At 56.8% G+C, this 17,017-nt stretch carries 20 protein-coding genes; 11 read left to right on the top strand and 9 right to left on the bottom strand.

Features of this window, described 5'->3' with window-relative positions; all coding sequences use genetic code 11:
• Window positions 1-13: 13 nt before the first annotated feature.
• The 3 genes from VSS37_RS06730 to VSS37_RS06720 form a co-directional block, all read right to left on the bottom strand.
• Complete coding sequence (locus tag VSS37_RS06730; protein WP_324694031.1) at window positions 14-376, bottom strand: hypothetical protein; 363 nt, start codon at window positions 374-376, stop codon at window positions 14-16.
• A 68-nt stretch (window positions 377-444) separates the two neighbouring features.
• On the bottom strand, window positions 445-1,680 hold the full coding sequence (locus VSS37_RS06725; protein ID WP_324694030.1) for an exo-beta-N-acetylmuramidase NamZ family protein: 1,236 nt from the start codon (window positions 1,678-1,680) through the stop codon (window positions 445-447).
• Entirely contained in the window at window positions 1,664-2,218 is a 555-nt protein-coding gene (locus VSS37_RS06720) for a DOMON-like domain-containing protein (protein ID WP_324694029.1), read from the bottom strand. The genes VSS37_RS06725 and VSS37_RS06720 overlap by 17 nt, the downstream gene beginning before the upstream one ends.
• Window positions 2,219-2,485: 267 nt before the next feature.
• On the opposite strand from VSS37_RS06720, the gene VSS37_RS06715 reads away from it, so the two are divergent.
• From VSS37_RS06715 to VSS37_RS06680, 8 genes are all read left to right on the top strand, one after another.
• Window positions 2,486-3,826, top strand: coding sequence for a Na(+)-translocating NADH-quinone reductase subunit A (locus VSS37_RS06715; protein ID WP_324694028.1), 1,341 nt, complete (start codon window positions 2,486-2,488; stop codon window positions 3,824-3,826).
• Between the two features lie 3 nt (window positions 3,827-3,829).
• Window positions 3,830-5,050 (top strand): NADH:ubiquinone reductase (Na(+)-transporting) subunit B, encoded by a 1,221-nt coding sequence (locus VSS37_RS06710; protein ID WP_324694027.1) that lies wholly within the window; start codon window positions 3,830-3,832, stop codon window positions 5,048-5,050.
• Window positions 5,047-5,847 carry a Na(+)-translocating NADH-quinone reductase subunit C gene (locus VSS37_RS06705; RefSeq protein ID WP_324694026.1) on the top strand — a complete coding sequence of 267 codons (801 nt, stop codon included), beginning with the start codon at window positions 5,047-5,049 and terminating at the stop codon, window positions 5,845-5,847. Before VSS37_RS06710 ends, VSS37_RS06705 begins: the two co-directional genes overlap by 4 nt.
• A 2-nt stretch (window positions 5,848-5,849) precedes the next feature.
• Window positions 5,850-6,512 (top strand): NADH:ubiquinone reductase (Na(+)-transporting) subunit D, encoded by a 663-nt coding sequence (locus VSS37_RS06700; protein WP_375339126.1) that lies wholly within the window; start codon window positions 5,850-5,852, stop codon window positions 6,510-6,512.
• Between the two features lies 1 nt (window position 6,513).
• A complete protein-coding gene (nqrE, locus tag VSS37_RS06695) occupies window positions 6,514-7,110 on the top strand; it encodes an NADH:ubiquinone reductase (Na(+)-transporting) subunit E (protein WP_324694024.1) in 597 nt (198 codons plus the stop codon).
• Between the two features lie 16 nt (window positions 7,111-7,126).
• A complete protein-coding gene (nqrF, locus tag VSS37_RS06690; protein ID WP_324694023.1) occupies window positions 7,127-8,344 on the top strand; it encodes an NADH:ubiquinone reductase (Na(+)-transporting) subunit F in 1,218 nt (405 codons plus the stop codon).
• Window positions 8,345-8,533: 189 nt separating this feature from the next.
• Entirely contained in the window at window positions 8,534-8,755 is a 222-nt protein-coding gene (gene nqrM / locus VSS37_RS06685; protein WP_324694022.1) for a (Na+)-NQR maturation NqrM, read from the top strand.
• Window positions 8,756-8,778: 23 nt separating this feature from the next.
• Entirely contained in the window at window positions 8,779-9,195 is a 417-nt protein-coding gene (locus tag VSS37_RS06680; protein ID WP_324694021.1) for a CBS domain-containing protein, read from the top strand.
• A 7-nt stretch (window positions 9,196-9,202) separates the two neighbouring features.
• Here VSS37_RS06680 and VSS37_RS06675 read toward each other — a convergent pair whose 3' ends face one another.
• From VSS37_RS06675 to VSS37_RS06655, 5 genes are all read right to left on the bottom strand, one after another.
• On the bottom strand, window positions 9,203-9,766 hold the full coding sequence (locus VSS37_RS06675; RefSeq protein ID WP_324694020.1) for a rhomboid family intramembrane serine protease: 564 nt from the start codon (window positions 9,764-9,766) through the stop codon (window positions 9,203-9,205).
• Window positions 9,763-10,335: a DUF1415 domain-containing protein gene (locus VSS37_RS06670; RefSeq protein WP_324694019.1), complete on the bottom strand. Its 573-nt coding sequence runs from the start codon at window positions 10,333-10,335 to the stop codon at window positions 9,763-9,765. Before VSS37_RS06670 ends, VSS37_RS06675 begins: the two co-directional genes overlap by 4 nt.
• A gap of 43 nt (window positions 10,336-10,378) precedes the next feature.
• Window positions 10,379-11,173, bottom strand: a complete 795-nt coding sequence (locus VSS37_RS06665; RefSeq protein ID WP_324694018.1) for a metallophosphoesterase family protein — start codon at window positions 11,171-11,173, stop codon at window positions 10,379-10,381.
• 101 nt (window positions 11,174-11,274) lie between these two features.
• Window positions 11,275-11,706: an FKBP-type peptidyl-prolyl cis-trans isomerase gene (locus VSS37_RS06660; RefSeq protein ID WP_324694016.1), complete on the bottom strand. Its 432-nt coding sequence runs from the start codon at window positions 11,704-11,706 to the stop codon at window positions 11,275-11,277.
• A gap of 49 nt (window positions 11,707-11,755) precedes the next feature.
• Window positions 11,756-12,088 (bottom strand): hypothetical protein, encoded by a 333-nt coding sequence (locus tag VSS37_RS06655; protein WP_324694015.1) that lies wholly within the window; start codon window positions 12,086-12,088, stop codon window positions 11,756-11,758.
• Between the two features lie 234 nt (window positions 12,089-12,322).
• Here VSS37_RS06655 and purD point away from each other — a divergent pair, with 234 nt between their 5' ends.
• Window positions 12,323-13,606, top strand: coding sequence for a phosphoribosylamine--glycine ligase (gene purD / locus VSS37_RS06650; protein WP_324694014.1), 1,284 nt, complete (start codon window positions 12,323-12,325; stop codon window positions 13,604-13,606).
• An 80-nt stretch (window positions 13,607-13,686) separates the two neighbouring features.
• Here the strand turns inward: purD and VSS37_RS06645 are convergent, their stop codons facing one another.
• Window positions 13,687-14,868, bottom strand: coding sequence for a DUF481 domain-containing protein (locus tag VSS37_RS06645; protein WP_324694013.1), 1,182 nt, complete (start codon window positions 14,866-14,868; stop codon window positions 13,687-13,689).
• 363 nt (window positions 14,869-15,231) lie between these two features.
• On the opposite strand from VSS37_RS06645, the gene VSS37_RS06640 reads away from it, so the two are divergent.
• Window positions 15,232-15,897, top strand: a complete 666-nt coding sequence (locus VSS37_RS06640) for a response regulator (RefSeq protein WP_324694012.1) — start codon at window positions 15,232-15,234, stop codon at window positions 15,895-15,897.
• A 20-nt stretch (window positions 15,898-15,917) separates the two neighbouring features.
• On the top strand, window positions 15,918-17,017 hold a 1,100-nt coding region (locus VSS37_RS06635; protein ID WP_324694010.1), incomplete at its 3' end, for a sensor histidine kinase.

Here is a 17,017-nt window from a genome sequence, read left to right as displayed (position 1 = left end):
ACCGCAAGGTTGCTCAGCCATCGGAAGGGCAAAAACTCACCTTGAAAGCCCTAGACTCATCTTGCGAGGTTTCATGTGACAAGAAATTATTTTTTTTAAGCTCGTCGACAATAGCCTTTTGAGTTTCGATGGTCTTTTGATAATTTACTTTTCTTTCCTTGAGTTTATTACAAACTTGCCGTGCATTTACAATATTGTCAATAAGACTCTTATAGCTGTTATCAATTTCAATTTGTAGTTCATCAATAGGCTCTACGATGATGGGAGTAAATGAAGCACTTTCAATAATTGACTGTTGATTATTGTTTGTTGATTCGAGGCTTTGATTCTCTACTGAGAGGTCGCTATCAAAAGTGGCAATGTGATTTTCGTCCATTAGTTGTATGTCTCGCTATTTATTATAAATGTATATTATTTATATTTTTTTATGATTAAAATGTCAACTTAATCCGACAGGTGGGAGTTGGAGTCAACTACTTGATATTGCAAAAATGAATGCCGCAAGTTTGCCCAATTTTGTTCATCCGGCATGGCCAGCGCATCCAGATCAGCCGGGGTTGCCGCTGCATCATCCACCCATTCCCGCAATAATGGCGAGCCGTTGATCACATCGATCGGCAGCTTGCCGAATTCGTATTCATAGGGGAAATCGCGCCAGAGTGCATAATCGGGGTAAAGCTGGCGGATGGCCTTGAAACTCAGCGCCTGCACCCGCCACGGACGAAACGCAGCATGGCCGTAATGCGGCCCTTCCACATGGATTTGCACCCCGGAACACAGCTTGCCCGCATGCTTGTGGAAAGTCGGCTCGAACCAGCATTCGCGCAGGATGCAGCCTTGCAGCCATTGGGGTGCGAGTTCCTGCATGGTGTTGATGATCTTGCGTGCATCGATGTCGGGTGCGCCGAACAGTTCCAGCGGGCGGGTGGTGCCGCGCCCTTCGGACAGGGTTGCGCCTTCCAGCATCACGGTTCCGGCGTAGCAGCGCGCCATCGAAAGGTTCGGTGCATTGGGGCTGGGGTTGACCCATTCACGTTCGCCCAGCGGCCAGCCGTAACCGGGGGCTGCATCCGCTTGCCAACCTTCCATGGTGACAACGTGGTAATCCACATCCAGTTTGAGTTCGTGGATAAACCACAGCCCCAGCTCGCCCATGGTCAGGCCGTGGCGCATCGGCATAGGGCCTGCCCCGACGAAGCTTTCCCAACCGGGGCGCAGGGTCAACCCTTCCACCGGGCGGCCTGCCGGGTTGGGGCGATCCAGCACCCACACGGATTTGCCATGCAGTGCTGCCGCTTCCAGCACGTAGCGCAAGGTGGTGATGAAGGTATAAATACGGCAACCCAGATCCTGCAAATCCACCAACAGCACATCGAAAGTGTCCAGCATCGCGGCGGTGGGGCGGCGCACTTCCCCATACAGGCTGAACACCGGAATGCCATGCTGCGGGTCGATGAAATCGGGTGATTCCATCATATTGTCCTGCTTGTCGCCCTTGATGCCGTGCTGTGGGCCGAAGGCGGCAGTGAGCTGGATGTCTGGCAGCGTAGCGAGGGCGTCCAGCGCATGGGTCAGGCGGGGGGTGACGGAAGCCGGATGCGCCAGCAAAGCCACACGTTTGCCCACCAGAGGCGCGCGCAGGGCAGAATCTTCGAGGAAGCGGTCAAGGCCAAATTTCATGTATGAATCCGTTGCGTTGGTGGAAATCCGGGCGTCCTGTTGGGTGTTTGAGCGCCCAGTACGATTTTTCGCCGGTTGTGGTTTCGATGACGGCGGTCAGCCCCAGCACTAGCGCTTTGCCATCAGGATTCACCGGCAAATCGGCGGCGGCAATGAAGGCGTCCAACTGGAGCCTATCTCCATCTTTGCCATCTTCAGGCGCGAGGGAAAACTTCACTTCTGGTGCATGGTTTGCCACCCATTCCAGCCGTTGCCGGTAGTCGCTGAACGCATACGCCGCCCATTGGCTCGAAGGCGAAAAGTTGAACTCACGATAACCGTTTTCCCCCTGTACGCTGATGAACGCCTCAAAACAAGTGTGTTCCCATAGGCCATCTGCCGCAACCGGCGCTTGTGGCGGGGGAAGCAGGATGCGCGCAAGGTCACCGTTCAGGACGTAGCGCAGGCGCAATCCACTTTCCGGGATGTGTTCCGCCGTTGCGTGCAGCGAATGCAGGGCGGCGCAAGGCGTGGCGGGGTGGCAGGATAGAAGGAGCACAGGGAGCCTTCCGTTAAAGTCGGGTTTCATGGGGGCGAGTCTTTTTTCCAGACAACAAATTTTAGCCGGGAAGTGTGTCTTAGGGCCGGTGGAAATGCAATTTTCTGCACACCGTGCCGTAAGTGTTTTTACAGGATTTTTACAATGTGCGCTTGCAGCATTGTCGACATTTGATGATAATTCACGGTTTCGGTGCGTGTGATTGCTGGCTGGAGAGCGTGGTCGGCGAGCGGGCGCAGTTTCTCTCTTCGAGCGTTGGTGCAGCACATGAAAATCACAAAAGGTCTGGATTTGCCTATTACCGGCAAACCGGAACAGAAGATTTATGCGCATCCTGAACCTGCCAAGGTAGCTGTGCTGGGGCGTGATTTTCACGATTTGCGCCCAGCCATGCAGGTGCAGGAAGGCGACAGGGTGAAGCGCGGGCAGGTTTTGTTTACTGACCGCAAGAACCCGGGCGTTAACTTCACGTCACCGGGTGGCGGCGTGGTGACGGCGGTTAACCGGGGGGCAAAACGGGTGCTTAACTCGGTCGTCATCGAACTGGATGAAGACGAGGAAACGGCCACTTTCCCAGCCTATGCCCCTGAACAATTGTCGACACTGGACGCCAACACCATCCGTCAACAACTGCTGGATTCGGGTCAGTGGACTGCTTTCCGCACCCGCCCTTACAGCAAGATCCCCAGGGCTGACAGTACGCCCGCCTCCATTTTTGTCACCGCAGTTGACACTTACGCGTTGGCGGCTGACCCCGCCCTTGTCATCGATGAACAGGCTGAGGCGTTCCAGGCAGGTCTGGAACTGATCGCCAAGCTCGCGCCGAAGGTGTTCGTCAACCATAAGGAAGGCGTCATGCCGCCCCAGGCCGATGCCACCAATGTCAGCTACCACGGCTGGTCGGGCGCACATCCCGCTGGTTTGCCTGGCACCCACATCCATTTTCTTGACCCGGTTGGCGAGCACAAGACGGTGTGGCATATCGGCTACCAGGATGTGATCGCCATCGGCAAGCTGTTCACCACTGGCGAGCTGTATGTGGAACGTGTCATTTCCCTGGCTGGCCCGACAGTGTTCAAGCCGCGCCTGATCCGCACCCGCATGGGGGCGAGCACGGACGACATCGTGGACGGGCAGTTGAACTGTGAATACTGCCGGGTGATTTCCGGGGCGTTGCTGGCGGGTTTCCGCGCCGCCGGTTGGAGCGCCTATCTGGGCCGCTACACCGTGCAGGTGTCAGTGGTGGCGGAAGGCCAGCCGAGGGTGTTCCTGCACTGGCTGAACCCGTGGCTCAGGCAGTTTTCGGTGATGAATGTGTTCCTGCGTCCGGGGCTGCGCCAGCAGGCGTTCGCCATGACCACCACGCAGCATGGCAGCCACCGGGCGATGGTGCCGATCGGCAATTACGAGGAAGTGATGCCGCTGGACATTTTGCCTACCCAGTTGCTGCGTTCGCTGCTGGTGCGCGACACCGTGATGGCGCAGCAGCTCGGCGCGCTGGAACTGGATGAGGACGACCTTGCGTTGTGCACTTTCGTATGCCACAGCAAGTATGAATATGGCCCCGCGCTGCGTGATTGCCTGCGTATGCTGGAAAAGGGAGAGTAAGCCATGACCGACCTATTACGTGCGTTTCTGGACAAGGTGGAGCCGAAGTTTTCCCGTGGCGGCAAATACCACAAGTATTACGGCCTGTTCGAAATGGTCGACACCTTGCTGTACAGCCCACCCAACCGCACCATCGGCGCGCCGCATGTGCGTGATGCGCTCGACCTGAAACGGGTGATGGGCTATGTGTGGCTGGCGGTTTTCCCGGTCATGTTCATGGCCTGTTTCAATACCGGTTACCAAGCCAACTTGGCGATGCAGTCGTTGGGGCTGGAACATGCGGCGGGCTGGCGCGGCATGTTCATGGATGCGGTCGGTTATGACCCGCACAGCTTTTTCGCCAATTTCCTGCATGGCCTGCTGTATTTTGTGCCGGTTTACCTGACGACTTTTATTGTCGGGGGGGTTGCGGAAGTCATCTTTGCGCTGGTGCGCGGGCATGAGGTGAACGAAGGGTTTTTCGTCACCTCCATCCTGTATGCGCTGGTGTTGCCGCCGGACATCCCGCTGTGGATGGTGGCGCTGGGCATCCTGTTTGGGGTGATCCTCGGCAAGGAGGTGTTTGGCGGAACCGGCAAGAATTTCATCAATCCGGCGCTGGCCGGGCGCGCTTTCCTGTTTTTCGCTTACCCGGCGTTCATGTCGGGGGATGCGGTCTGGGTGGCGGTGGATGGCTATTCCGGTGCCACGCCGCTGGCGGCCGCCGCAGCGGGTGGCATGCAGGCTGTGGCCATCAGCTGGTGGGACGCCTTCATCGGCCTGGAGCCGGGTTCCCTGGGTGAAACCTCCACGCTGGCGATCCTGGTTGGCGGCGCGTTCCTGTTGTTCACCCGTATCGCCAGCTGGCGCATTGTGTCCGGCGTCATGTTCGGCATGATCATGATGAGCATCCTGTTCAATACGGTCGGCAGTGAAACCAACCCGATGTTTGCAATGCCCTGGTACTGGCATCTGGTCACGGGTGGGTTTGCGTTCGGCATGATGTTCATGGCGACTGACCCGGTGACGGCGGCGCATACCGATACCGGCCGCTGGTGGTTTGGCGTGCTGATCGGGGTGATGGTGATCCTGATCCGGGTGGTCAACCCGGCATTCCCGGAAGGCATGATGCTGGCGATCCTGTTCGCCAATATGTTTGCGCCGCTGATTGACTACGCTGTGATGAAAGCCAATATCAAACGCCGCCTGAAACGTCAGGCTGCGGCGGCAGGGGGCAAGGCATGAACATGATCCGCACGTTTCTGGCCTTGCCCAATGACAGCAGGGCAAAGACCATCGGCATCGCATTGACGCTGTGCTTGGTTTGTTCCATTGCCGTCTCCACCGCTGCGGTGGCCTTGAAGCCGGTGCAGGAGCAAAACAAGCTGCTGGACAAGAAAAAGAACATCCTGCAAATCGGCGGCCTGCTGGAGGAAGGCCAGTCGGTTGGGGAGGCGTTCAAGCAGGTTGAGCCGAAAGTCGTTGATCTGGCGACGGGCGAATACGTCGGCAATATCGACCCGGACACCTTCGACGCCCGCGCGGCGGTGGCTGACCCGAAACAAAGCGTGGTGCTGGGCCGGGAGGAGGATATTGCTTCCATCAAGCGCCGCGCCAAATACGCCACGGTGTATCTGGTGAAAGGCCCGCAAGGGCAGTTGCAGAAAATCATCCTGCCGGTTCATGGTTATGGCTTGTGGTCGACCCTATATGGTTTCATCGCGTTGCAGGCGGACGCCAACACCGTGGTGGGCCTGGGTTTTTATGAACATGCCGAAACGCCGGGCCTGGGCGGGGAAGTGGATAACCCGGCCTGGAAAGCCAAGTGGCCGGGCAAGCAGGTGTTCGACGCTGATGGCCGGGTGGCGTTGAGCGTGGTCAAGGGCGCGGCGCAGGATGGCCCGAAAGCGCCTTATCAGGTGGATGCCTTGTCCGGCGCCACCCTGACCAGCCGTGGCGTCAATAATCTGGTGCATTTCTGGTTGGGTCAGGACGGTTTCGGCCCCTACCTGCAAAAAATCCATAACGGAGGCAGCTTATGAGCCTGAGTCCTGAAGCCCGCAAGGTGATGACAGCCCCGCTGGTCGCCAACAACCCGATTACGCTGCAAATCCTCGGTATCTGTTCCGCACTGGCAGTGACCAGTTCGTTGAAAACCGCTTTGCTGATGGCGGCGGCGTTGACTACGGTGACGGCGTTTTCGAACGCTTCCATCAGTGCGATCCGTAACCATATTCCTGGCAGCATCCGTATTATTGTGCAGATGACCATCATTGCCTCGCTGGTGATCGTGGTCGACCAGTTGATGAAAGCCTACGCCTTCAGTACGGCCAAACAGTTGTCGGTCTTTGTCGGCCTGATCATCACCAACTGTATCGTGATGGGGCGGGCGGAAGCGTATGCGATGCAGAACCCGGTTGGCATGAGTTTCCTGGATGGTATCGGTAACGGCTTGGGGTATAGCCTGATCCTGATCGTGGTGGCTGTTATCCGTGAGCTGTTCGGTTCTGGTTCGTTACTGGGCTTTGAAATCCTGTCTCTGACCAAAAACGGTGGGTGGTATGTGCCCAACGGCCTGATGTTGTTGCCGCCGAGTGCCTTCTTCATTATCGGCATGCTGATCTGGGCGATCCGGACGAAGTACCCGGAACAGCAGGAGTTGCACGACTTCAAGATCCACGAGAAACATGGCCTGGGGAACCGCTGATATGGAAGCTTTGCTGAGCCTTTTTGTCAAGTCCGTGTTCATTGAGAACATGGCGCTGACCTTCTTTCTGGGGATGTGCACCTTCATCGCCATTTCCAAGAAGATTGAAACCGCCATTGGTTTGGGGATTGCCGTGGTCATCGTGCAGGCGATTACCGTACCGGCCAATAACCTGATCCTGAATGTGTTCCTGAAAGACAGTGCCTTGTTGGAGGGTGTTGATTTGCGCTTCCTTGGTCTGATCAGCTACATCGCGGTGATTGCGGCGATTGTGCAGATTCTGGAAATGGTGCTGGATAAGTATGTGCCTTCCCTCTATCAGGCGCTGGGCGTGTTCCTGCCACTGATCACGGTCAACTGCGCAATCCTGGGTGGTACGCTGTTCATGGTGGAACGTGATTACACCTTTACTGAGAGTGTGGTTTACGGTTTCGGCAGCGGTTTTAGCTGGATGCTGGCCATTGTGGTGCTGGCCGGTGTGCGTGAGCGCATGAAATACAGCGATGTGCCTGCCGGTTTGCAAGGGTTGGGCATTATTTTCATTACGGTAGGGCTGATGTCGCTGGGCTTCATGTCCTTCTCCGGCATCCAGTTGTAAGGGGGCGAAACGAACCATGAATACGGTTGTCTTGGGTGTGGCCCTGTTTACGATGATCATTATTGCGCTGGTGTTCATTATCCTGTTTGCGCGCTCCAAGCTGGTGGCGGCGGGCGATGTGCATCTGCTGGTGAATGGTGAAAAAGATTTGGTGGTCAAGCCCGGCTCCAAGTTGCTGGGCGCTTTGGCTGATAAGGGACTGTTCATTTCCTCGGCGTGCGGTGGCGGCGGCACTTGCGGCCAGTGCAAGGTCAAGGTGATGGAAGGCGGCGGCACCCTGCTGCCAACCGAAGAAGGCCATATCAACCGTCGTCAGGCTGCTTGCGGTGAGCGTCTGGCCTGTCAGGTCGCGGTCAAGCAGGACATGAAAATCGAGGTGCCGGAAGACGTGTTCGGCGTCAAAAAGTGGGAATGCACGGTGCGTTCCAACAACAATATGGCGACCTTCATCAAGGAACTGGTGCTGGAGCTGCCGCCCGGTGAACGCATCGATTTCCGCGCCGGTGGCTACATCCAGATTGAATGCCCGCCGTATGATGTGTCCTTCAAGACGTTTGATATTCCCGCAAAATTCCGCGCTGACTGGGACAAATACGCTTTGTGGAAACTGGAGTCGCATGTGACCGAGCCGGTCATGCGCGCCTATTCGATGGCGAACTACCCGGAAGAAGACCATATCGTCATGCTCAATGTGCGTATCGCCACGCCGCCGCCGGGCAAACAGGTGCCACCGGGGGCGATGTCGTCCTACATTTTCAACCTGAAGCCGGGCGACAAGGTGACGGTTTCCGGGCCATTCGGTGAATTCTTCGCCCGCAAAACTGGCAATGAAATGGTCTTCATCGGCGGTGGGGCAGGGATGGCTCCAATGCGTTCGCACATTTACGACCAATTGCGCCGCTTGAAAAGCCAGCGCAGGATGTCTTTCTGGTATGGCGCGCGCAGCCTGAGGGAAGCGTTCTATGTGGGCGAGTTCAACATGCTGGCGGCGGAGAACCCGAATTTCACTTGGCATATGGGCCTTTCCGAGCCGCAGCCGGAAGATAACTGGACAGGTTATGTCGGCTTTATTCACGACGTCCTTTATAAAAATTATTTAAAGGATCACCCCGCGCCGGAGGAGTGTGAATATTACCTGTGCGGGCCGCCGATGATGAATGCTGCGGTAATTAGGATGCTGACGGACATTGGTGTGGAGCGCGAAAATATCCTGCTGGATGATTTCGGCGGTTAGTGGCTGTGTGCAATTGCCTGAATTGCTGGCAAAAAGTGGGGCGAAATACTCGCCCCAAACCGCTAGGAGGAAAATGGGCCAGTTGCCTGACCCAGCGCCATAGTAGCGCAAAATTACCCCCTCGTGAAACTTTTTTTGCGGCGCAGCATAAGAACCTATGCATTTGCTAAAGATGTCCTGGAGGTGTGGATGAAAATTTTCCTATTAACTTTCCTTATTTTTCTGCTGGCGGTATTGGGTCTGGCAATTGGCTGGTTGTTCAGCAATCGCAGCTTGAAAGGAAGCTGCGGCGGTTTGTCCGCCATTCCGGGGATGGAAAACGCCCACTGTTCCTGCTCTAATCCTTGTGAAAAGCGCAAACAGAAAATGGCGCAGGAGGCGGCCCTCAAACAAGGGGCTGCAATAGAATGAACAGGCTGGAGGAGGCCAGGAATATGTCGAATGTATCATTGTCCGTGCGGGATCATATGTCCAACCGGCTGGCGACTTTGCGGGAGAAACAGGATATCCGCGAAGCCGTGAAAATCTTTACCGAGCGCAATCTGTTCGGCGGCGCGGTGGTGGACAATCGTGGCAATCTGGTGGGCATTCTGTCTGTGACGGACTGCATTGATGTGGCCTTGCGCACGGGCTACCACTCCGGCTGGCGTGGCACGGTCGGCGACCGCATGTCGCGCGACATCCGCACGGTGGATGCTGACGACAATATCCTGGATGTGGCCGAAATGTTCATGAATGACCATTACCGCCGTTATCCGGTCGTGGAGGACAATGCCGTCATCGGCGTGATCACCCGGCTGGATGTCTTGAAAGCCTTGTGCAAAGTCAGCGAATCCGGCGCTCCGGTGTGAGTTTTCCCTATAGTTGCGGTTGCTTGCGCACCAATAGCCAGGCGACCAGCGCCCCGGCGATGCCGCCGAACAGATGCCCATCCCACGATACCCCCGGTTGCCACGGCATTACGCCCGCCAGCAACGTAGTCCCATAGGTGAACGCGACGAACACGCTGACCAACAGCGGCACGGCGCGCTTTTCCAGAATCCCCGACACGATCAGGAACACCGCCAGCCCGAACACCAGCCCGCTGGCGCCGATATGCAGCGAATGGCCGCGCCCGAACAGCCACAACAGCAAGCCGCCCGCCACCGCCACCAGCACCACCGCCAGCCGCGAATCCGCCCGTGACCCCGCCAGCAGGGCCAACAGCACCGCCAGCGGCACGGTGTTGTTCAGCAAATGGGTGAAATTGGCATGCAGGAACGGCATGGTTGCCACTCCGACCAAGCCGCCCCAGTCGCGCGGGATCAGCCCGTAACGCTCCAGCGGGAGAATTCGGTCAAGCAGGAAAACACCCCAGATTGCCAGCAGGAACAGGGCGGCGGCGGGAAGCTCTTCCCGAATGCGGTGGACGTGGCTTTTCATTTAGATTCGGTTCCGGTTTGCAGGCAGTTTTCCAGCACCTTGCGGTGATGTTCCGCCCCCAACGCATTCATGGTCTGGATATTGCGTTCGGGGATGGCGTCGACGTCAGGGTGGCTGGCGATCGCCTGTTCCAGGCTGTGTTCACGGATCAGGTGCAGCATCGGCCAAGGTGAGCGGTTGGTGTAGTTTTCGGCGTCATTGGGGCGCGTATCGGCAAATTGGTAATCGGGGTGGAAACTGGCCACCTGGAATTCGCCTTCGTAGCCTTCTGCCACCAGCAGCGCATCCACCACATCCAGGAAATCGTTGTAATCGAGGAAGTCTTCCAGCGCGCCAGGGTGGATCAGCAGCGTGGTCTCCACGTCCGCCGCCGGTGTTGCGCGCAGGTGTTCCAGCTCCCGCTGCAAGTCTTCCAGCAGGAATTCCGGGCGGGCGGAATCGGTGACAACGTAACGGATTTGCCCGCCCTGAAACGGCTTGTGGGCAAACGGGCACAGGTTGTGTTTGAGCACGACATTTTCCAGCCAGCAGCGGGTCTGGGCGATGTAGGCGTCATTCGTGTATTTCATGGGCATGGGCAGCGTGTTGACAAGGCTGCATGATAGCACCAAATCAGGGTTGTTGCCGCCAACCCTCCGCTTCCCGCCGGAACACCTGTTGGTGGGCAAGGCGGAAACGGGGGCTGCCCCATTCCATCAATTCCACGCTGAGGCGCTGGCGGTCGCCACGGATGATATTGAAACTGTTGGACTGTTCCAGCAGCAGGCGGGTGGACAAGGTGGTGCCAGCGTGCGAAAGGATTACACCGTGCATCACTTGGGTATAAGCCAGATGCACATGCCCGCTGAGGATAATGTCCAGTTCCTGGTGGAACGCCCGTAGCGCCGCATCCCGCCGCCGGATCAACTGGCGGTGTTCAAACAGCGGCGGCAACCAGAAGGGGTGATGGGCGGCCAACAATCGCAGGCTGGTGGTGGGCGCGGTTTGCAGCCGCCGCTGGATTCGGGCGATTTGCAGGGGGCTGATGCTTCCGCGCGACCAGTCCCGATGCAGGCTGATGCGGCGGGCGGTGTTGACGCCGAGGGCGATGAACTGTTCCGTCCGCATTTCCGGCTCCAGCCTGTGGCCGATATAGCGCCGCCATTTTAGCCATGGGTAAACGAATCGCTCGGGAAGGTTGCGTTCCGCCAAGTCGTGGTTGCCCGGCACGGTCAGGCAGGGGCAGGGAAGCAGGGTCAGAAAACTGCGGGCGGTATGGAATTCGCTGCGCCTGGCTTGCTGGGTCAGGTCTCCGCTGATGACAACCAAATCCGGCTGCAACTGCTCCAGCACGTCCAGCAGCCCTTCCCGCACCATTGGTGCTTCGCAGCCGAAATGCAAGTCTGAAATATGTGCGATTGTTGCCATGCCGTGGATTTGGTTATTGATATTGACCCAACCATCATCAACCAAATTCAGGACGACCGGAAATTTTCAAAATTTATGTTTTGAAAATGAAATGGATATGTTTAATAAACTTGCAAAATTTCCACTTCAAGGCAGATATTGTGGCCTGCCAGTGGATGGTTGAAATCCACATTGACCATGTTTTCGCCGATCGCAAGGATTTTGCCGGGAACTTCCTGCCCGGACGGGAGCGCGAAACTGAGGATCTGGCCTTCGCTGAATTCAAGGTTGGCGGGAAAATCTTTACGCGGCAGTTGTTGGATGGCGGTGGGGTCGGGAGCCCCGAAGGCTTGGTCTGCCAAAATGATCAGGCGGGTTTGTTCGCCTTCCGGCAGCCCCAGCAAGGCATTTTCCAGGTTCGGATGAATGTCGCCCTGGCCGAGTTGCAGGATGTCGCCGTCAGGGTCTTCATTGTTTTCCACCCGATAACCGTCGGCGAGGAACAGCTGGTAACGCCAGCGGATGCGGCTATCGGCTTGTACAGTTTTGCTCATGATTGTGGCGTTAGGGTTGCAGGGCACAAGCGCGGAGGATAGCAAAGCTTCAGGAAATTGGCACAAGATTGTCGGTGTTGACATAGCAGCCGGGGAAACTCCCAAAGCGCGGGTGAATCTGTAGCCAATATTCCTGCCCTGTTTTGACCGTGCCTTCCTCCAATGACGCCAGATCAACCAGTTGTTTGTCCTGCAAGAGTGTAATGAGCTGGCTGTCAGCTTGTGGCTTTTGGTAACAGGGTGCAGCACCAATACTGATGGCGACCTGATAAATCGTGGCGACCGGGCGGGTGGGGGGCAATTCCACCGCCAATTGGGGCTTGGGTTTGTCCTGGCAACCGGACAGCAGGGAAATGACTATTAAAATACCAGACACACGCATCAATAAAACCTTTTCTGCCTATTATTGGGCTTTGTGTAAATAAGTTCTCTTTTTTAAATCGGTATCTCCGCATTAATAGGCAGTGGTTTCAAAGGATTTCTGGTGAACGCGCTGTTTTCTTTCCTGACTGGCTGTGAGGCTTTTCCCAGATAAACGCCGGAAGTGTTGAAACCGTTAATCAATCCGGCTTTAATGAGGCCATTTTCAGTTATTAACGATTCAGCAGGAGCAGGCATGAAAGTTCTGGTGGTGGGCGGCGGTGGGCGCGAACACGCGCTGGCGTGGAAAATTGCGCAATCCGGGCGGGTGAGCGAAGTGTTGGTGGCACCGGGCAACGCCGGGACGGCGCGGGAGCCTAACATGCGTAACCTGCCGATTGCGGCGGAGGATGTGGAGGCGCTGGCTGCTTACGCAAAAGGGCATAATATCGGCCTGACCGTGATTGGGCCGGAAGCACCGCTGGCCAAAGGCATTGTGGATACGTTCCGCGCTGCTGGGCTGCGCTGTTTCGGGCCAGTCCGGCAGGCGGCGCAACTGGAGTCATCCAAGGCGTTTGCAAAGGATTTTCTGGCCCGCCACCACATCCCTACAGCGGAATACGCCAATTTCACGGCCATTGAACCGGCAGTCGCTTACATCCGGTCGAAAGGCGCGCCGATCGTGGTCAAGGCCGATGGGCTGGCGGCGGGTAAGGGCGTTATCCTGGCGCAGACCGAGGAAGAAGCGATCGCCGCCGTCCAGGACATGCTGGCGGGCAACGCCTTTGGCGAAGCAGGCAGCCGGGTGGTGATTGAGGAATTCCTCACCGGCGAAGAGGCCAGCTTCATTGTCATGGTGGATGGCGAGCATGTGTTGGCGATGGCGAGTTCCCAAGACCACAAGGCGCGCGATGATGGCGACAAGGGGCCGAACACCGGCGGCATGGGCGCTTATTCCCCGGCGCCAGTAGTGACGCCAGCGATGCACGAACGCATTATGCAGGAAGTCATTTACCCCACCGTGCGCGGGATGGCGGCGGATGGCATCCCCTACACCGGCTTTTTGTATGCAGGCGTGATGGTCACCCCGGATGGCGCGCCGAAAGTGCTGGAGTTCAACTGCCGCTTCGGTGACCCGGAAACCCAGCCGATCATGATGCGCCTGCAATCCGATTTCGTCGGCCTGATAGAAGCCGCTCTTGATGGGCGGTTGGACAAGGCGACGGCGGAATGGGACAGCCGCGCCGCGCTCGGCGTGGTGCTGGCGGCGGGCGGTTATCCGGATGCTTACCGCAAGGGTGACGAGATCCTGGGGCTGGAAGTGGCGGCGATCCTGGATGGCAAGGTGTTCCACGCGGGTACGGCGGAACAGGATGGCAAGGCCGTCACCAATGGTGGGCGGGTGTTGTGCGCTGTAGGGTTGGGCAATAGTGTGACCGAGGCGCAGAAGATGGCGTACCGGCTGGTGGGGGCGATTGACTGGAAGGATGTCTATTTCCGCCGCGACATTGGCTACCGGGCGGTGGCGCGGGAAGCCTGAAACAGGTGTGTCTTGGTCCCGTACAGCAAAAAGGAGGGCTAAAGCCCTCCTTTTTTATGCTGGTGCCAGGTGAGGCCAGTTTATTTCAGGCGGTAAGTCACGCCCATGTACAGGGATTTGTCCACTTCATCATTGCCATTGGCGGTGATGTCGTCATCAACCTTGGACAGGGCAAGCACAGTGTCAAACGCCAGTTTGTTGCTGAGGTAGTAGCGGTAAGTGGAACTCAGCGCGTTGGTGGTGGTGTCCTGGTCTGTCTTGTCGTTGTGGTCATAGTTCAGCGCCCAGCTGTTCAGCCAGTCCACCCGGTCGGACATTTCATAGGTCAGGCTCATGTTGTTTTTGGCGGTGTAGCTTTTGTCATCATCCTGCAGGATGGTGGATGCAGACGCCTCATTGGAAAACTGGGTGCGGTTGCTGAGTGGCCTGTGGTATTCCCCCGCCACGTCCAGCGCCGGTTTGGAGTCCCCACCGTCATAGTCCTTGATGACCTCGCTCACGCCCGCCTTGACCAGCCAGCCGTATTTGCGGGTGGAAATGCGCTCATTGACCAGCACATCATAGGCTTTCAGGATGCCGATGGCGTCCAGTTTGCCGTTGGTCTTGCCGGTTGCCTCCAGCGCGGTTTCCATGTCATTCACCCAGTTCTGCTGGTAGTCGGCAGCACCATAGCGGGAACGGTATTCGCTTTCCTTGGCGATGACATTGGCAAGTTGGTTGTATTCTGCCTTGGTCAGGTCAGCGGTCAGGCGGTTTTTGTTCCGCAGGGCTTCCACCAGACGGAGAGCCTGCGCCATTGGCGTCACATTGACGACGCGGCCATAACCAAGGCCCACGCCTACTTTGACACGCGGGTCTTCGGCACCTTTTTTCACGCCAACTTCACCGTCGCCATACCAAAAAGCGCCCTTGCTGTTCGGCTGGAAATATTTGTTTGCGCTGACGGAGCCGTTGCCGACATAGTTTTCCTGGGTGTCATCGCCGGTGTTCGGGCCGCGCTTGGAAGTGCCCAGCAAGTCGCCGCTGACTTTGACGTCGCGGTCTGGTGAGCTGAACACCCGCTCGTAATTCATGTCCACGCTCAGGTCATGGCTGGTCTGGTCTTGGTTGCCGCTGTTCACATTCAGGCGGCCTGACACATACGCATCTTCATAGGCGCTGGAAGGCTGTTCGTAATCATACAGGGTGACGTCCGCGAACGCTGGGATTGCCAGCTGTGTTAAACCGATGGCGATGCTAGTAGCCAGAATCTGTTTTTTCATTATGTAGTCTCCATAAACAAGTAAAAGTTGCCATTTTGAGAGCCAGGGTACAATGCAAGCTCTGACCCTTCGCTGTTGGCAAGACACAACGTGTGTCGCTAAAAAGACACGGAAGGTTCGAATGTTGTTTTTTTAAATAAGGGTTGTGCTGTTGAAACTTTAACCTTTACATTGATTTTTATCAGTAAGTCAGCGCTTGCATACAATTTTTTCCAGTAGGGTTGTTAGCTAGGTTGAGTAGTGGCCATAGGCCATGTTAATCCATATCTCATTCATTTCATTCTTTATCAGTAAGCCATTTGTCCTAAACTATTCTGCATAGTAAACAGAACGTAACTGAATATTGAGGGAGTAGGAGTGAAGATGATGCGTATATTGGTTGTTGATGATCATCCATTGTTCAGGGAAGTTTTGCGGGCGCATATGGGGGACTGCTTTCCTGAGGCCAAAGTGTTTGATGCCGGTTCGGTGGGGGAGGCCATGGGCGTATTGGGCACCTATGCCGGGTTTGACCTGATCTTGCTGGATGTTTCCATGCCGGGTATGGACGGCGTCACGGGTTTGGCGCTGATCCGTGAAAAGACGCCCGGCACGCCGATCGCTATCCTCTCCGGCACGGGCGATGCGGAACTGGCCCGTGTTGCGTTGGAAGCCGGGGCTAATGGATATATTTCGAAAACAGCCGGGGGGCGTGAAATCAAAAATGCGTTGGATCTGATCCTGTTTGGCGAACATTACATTTCGCCCTCCGTGCTGGCGGGGCCTGCGGCGGAAGTTTTATCCCCTTCGGTTTCCCCGCTTCTGGCTCAGGTTGAAAACGAGGTTGTCGGCGAATACGGCATGACCCCGCGCCAGTTGGAAGTCTGCCGCCTGCTGATGGTGGGTTTGCCCAACAAACTGATCGCCCGCAGGCTAGATTGCGCGGAAGGCACGGTCAGGCTACATGTGAGCGCGGTGCTGCGGGCGCTAAATGCGCACAACCGCACTGAGGCGGCGCGGGCGGCGTTGCGGTTGGGGATAGAGGCTTAACCCGAATACAAGGAAACCGCATGGCGTTGGATGTTGATCTGCAACAACGGTTGGAGGAGCGTTACAAACTGCTGTTTACCCGTATTGTCGTGCCGGTGATGGTGGCCACAACGGTGTTTCTGGTGCTGTCCCATTGGCAACCGGGGAATGACCGGGTGTTGTCCGGTATGGTCGTCATTATTGCTGTGGCTGGGCTGAATGTTTTCCTCTCCTTGCTTAAGGACATCCCTACACCGTGGGGCGTGGTTTCAGCCCGTTCGGATACCTTTGACACCATCCGTTGGTGCGTGAATTTTCCGTTCGATGTGTATATCGCCTGGAGCTTGAATGCGCATGAGGCGTCGGCAGTGATTGCTTGGTTGACGCTGACTTTTGGGGCATTGACGGAGGTGCATCGGCCTCGCAACAAGCTAATTACGGTGGGAACCGCATTCGCCAGTTTTTGCGTGCTGGTGCTGTGGCTATATCCGACGGATCTGCGGACTGAGGTGTACCTGATCGCTTGTTACCTGGGGCTGACGTTCATCCTATGGAAACTGGAACGCTATGTGGTGGAAGAAATGGCGGCGGTGTTCAGCGAACGCCTGCAACGCGAACGGGTGGAACGCGAAGCGGAAACCTTGCAGCGCGAAGCCGCCATCGGGCATTCGACCCGCGCCATCAACCATGAGCTGAACACGCTGATCGGCGTGGCGGGATTGAGCGCGGAGCGCATCCGCCAGCGGCAGAAGGAGGGCGGCGATGTCAGCAATGACCTGGATCGGCTGGAAAAGTCGATCAGCTACATGCGCAAGGTGTCACAACTGGTGCTGGACGATTTGGGCAATGAAAAAGCTGTCAGGCGCTGCATTTCGCTGGCGGAGTTGCGGGATGACTTGGGTCTGCTGCTGTGCAATGGGGTGGCGCATTGTCAGGTGCGGCTGGAGTTTGATTTCCCGGCGAATGCGGGTGATTACTGGTTTGAGGAGCGTACCGGCTCGACCTATCTCATCTTGCATAATTTGGCCAAGAATGCCTATGAGGCGGTGCAGGAAAAGTTTGGCGGGGAACTGGGGGGAGTCATCCGGATCAGTGCCCATCCCGCAGACAGGCAATTGCGGCTGATGGTTTATGACAATGG

Origin of the sequence: Candidatus Thiothrix phosphatis (assembly GCF_035668035.1) — a bacterium.
GTDB classification, from domain to species: Bacteria; Pseudomonadota; Gammaproteobacteria; order Thiotrichales; family Thiotrichaceae; genus Thiothrix; species Thiothrix phosphatis.
The sequence above is the reverse complement of the archived record's forward strand: the minus strand, read 5'-3'. Positions and strand labels throughout refer to the sequence as shown.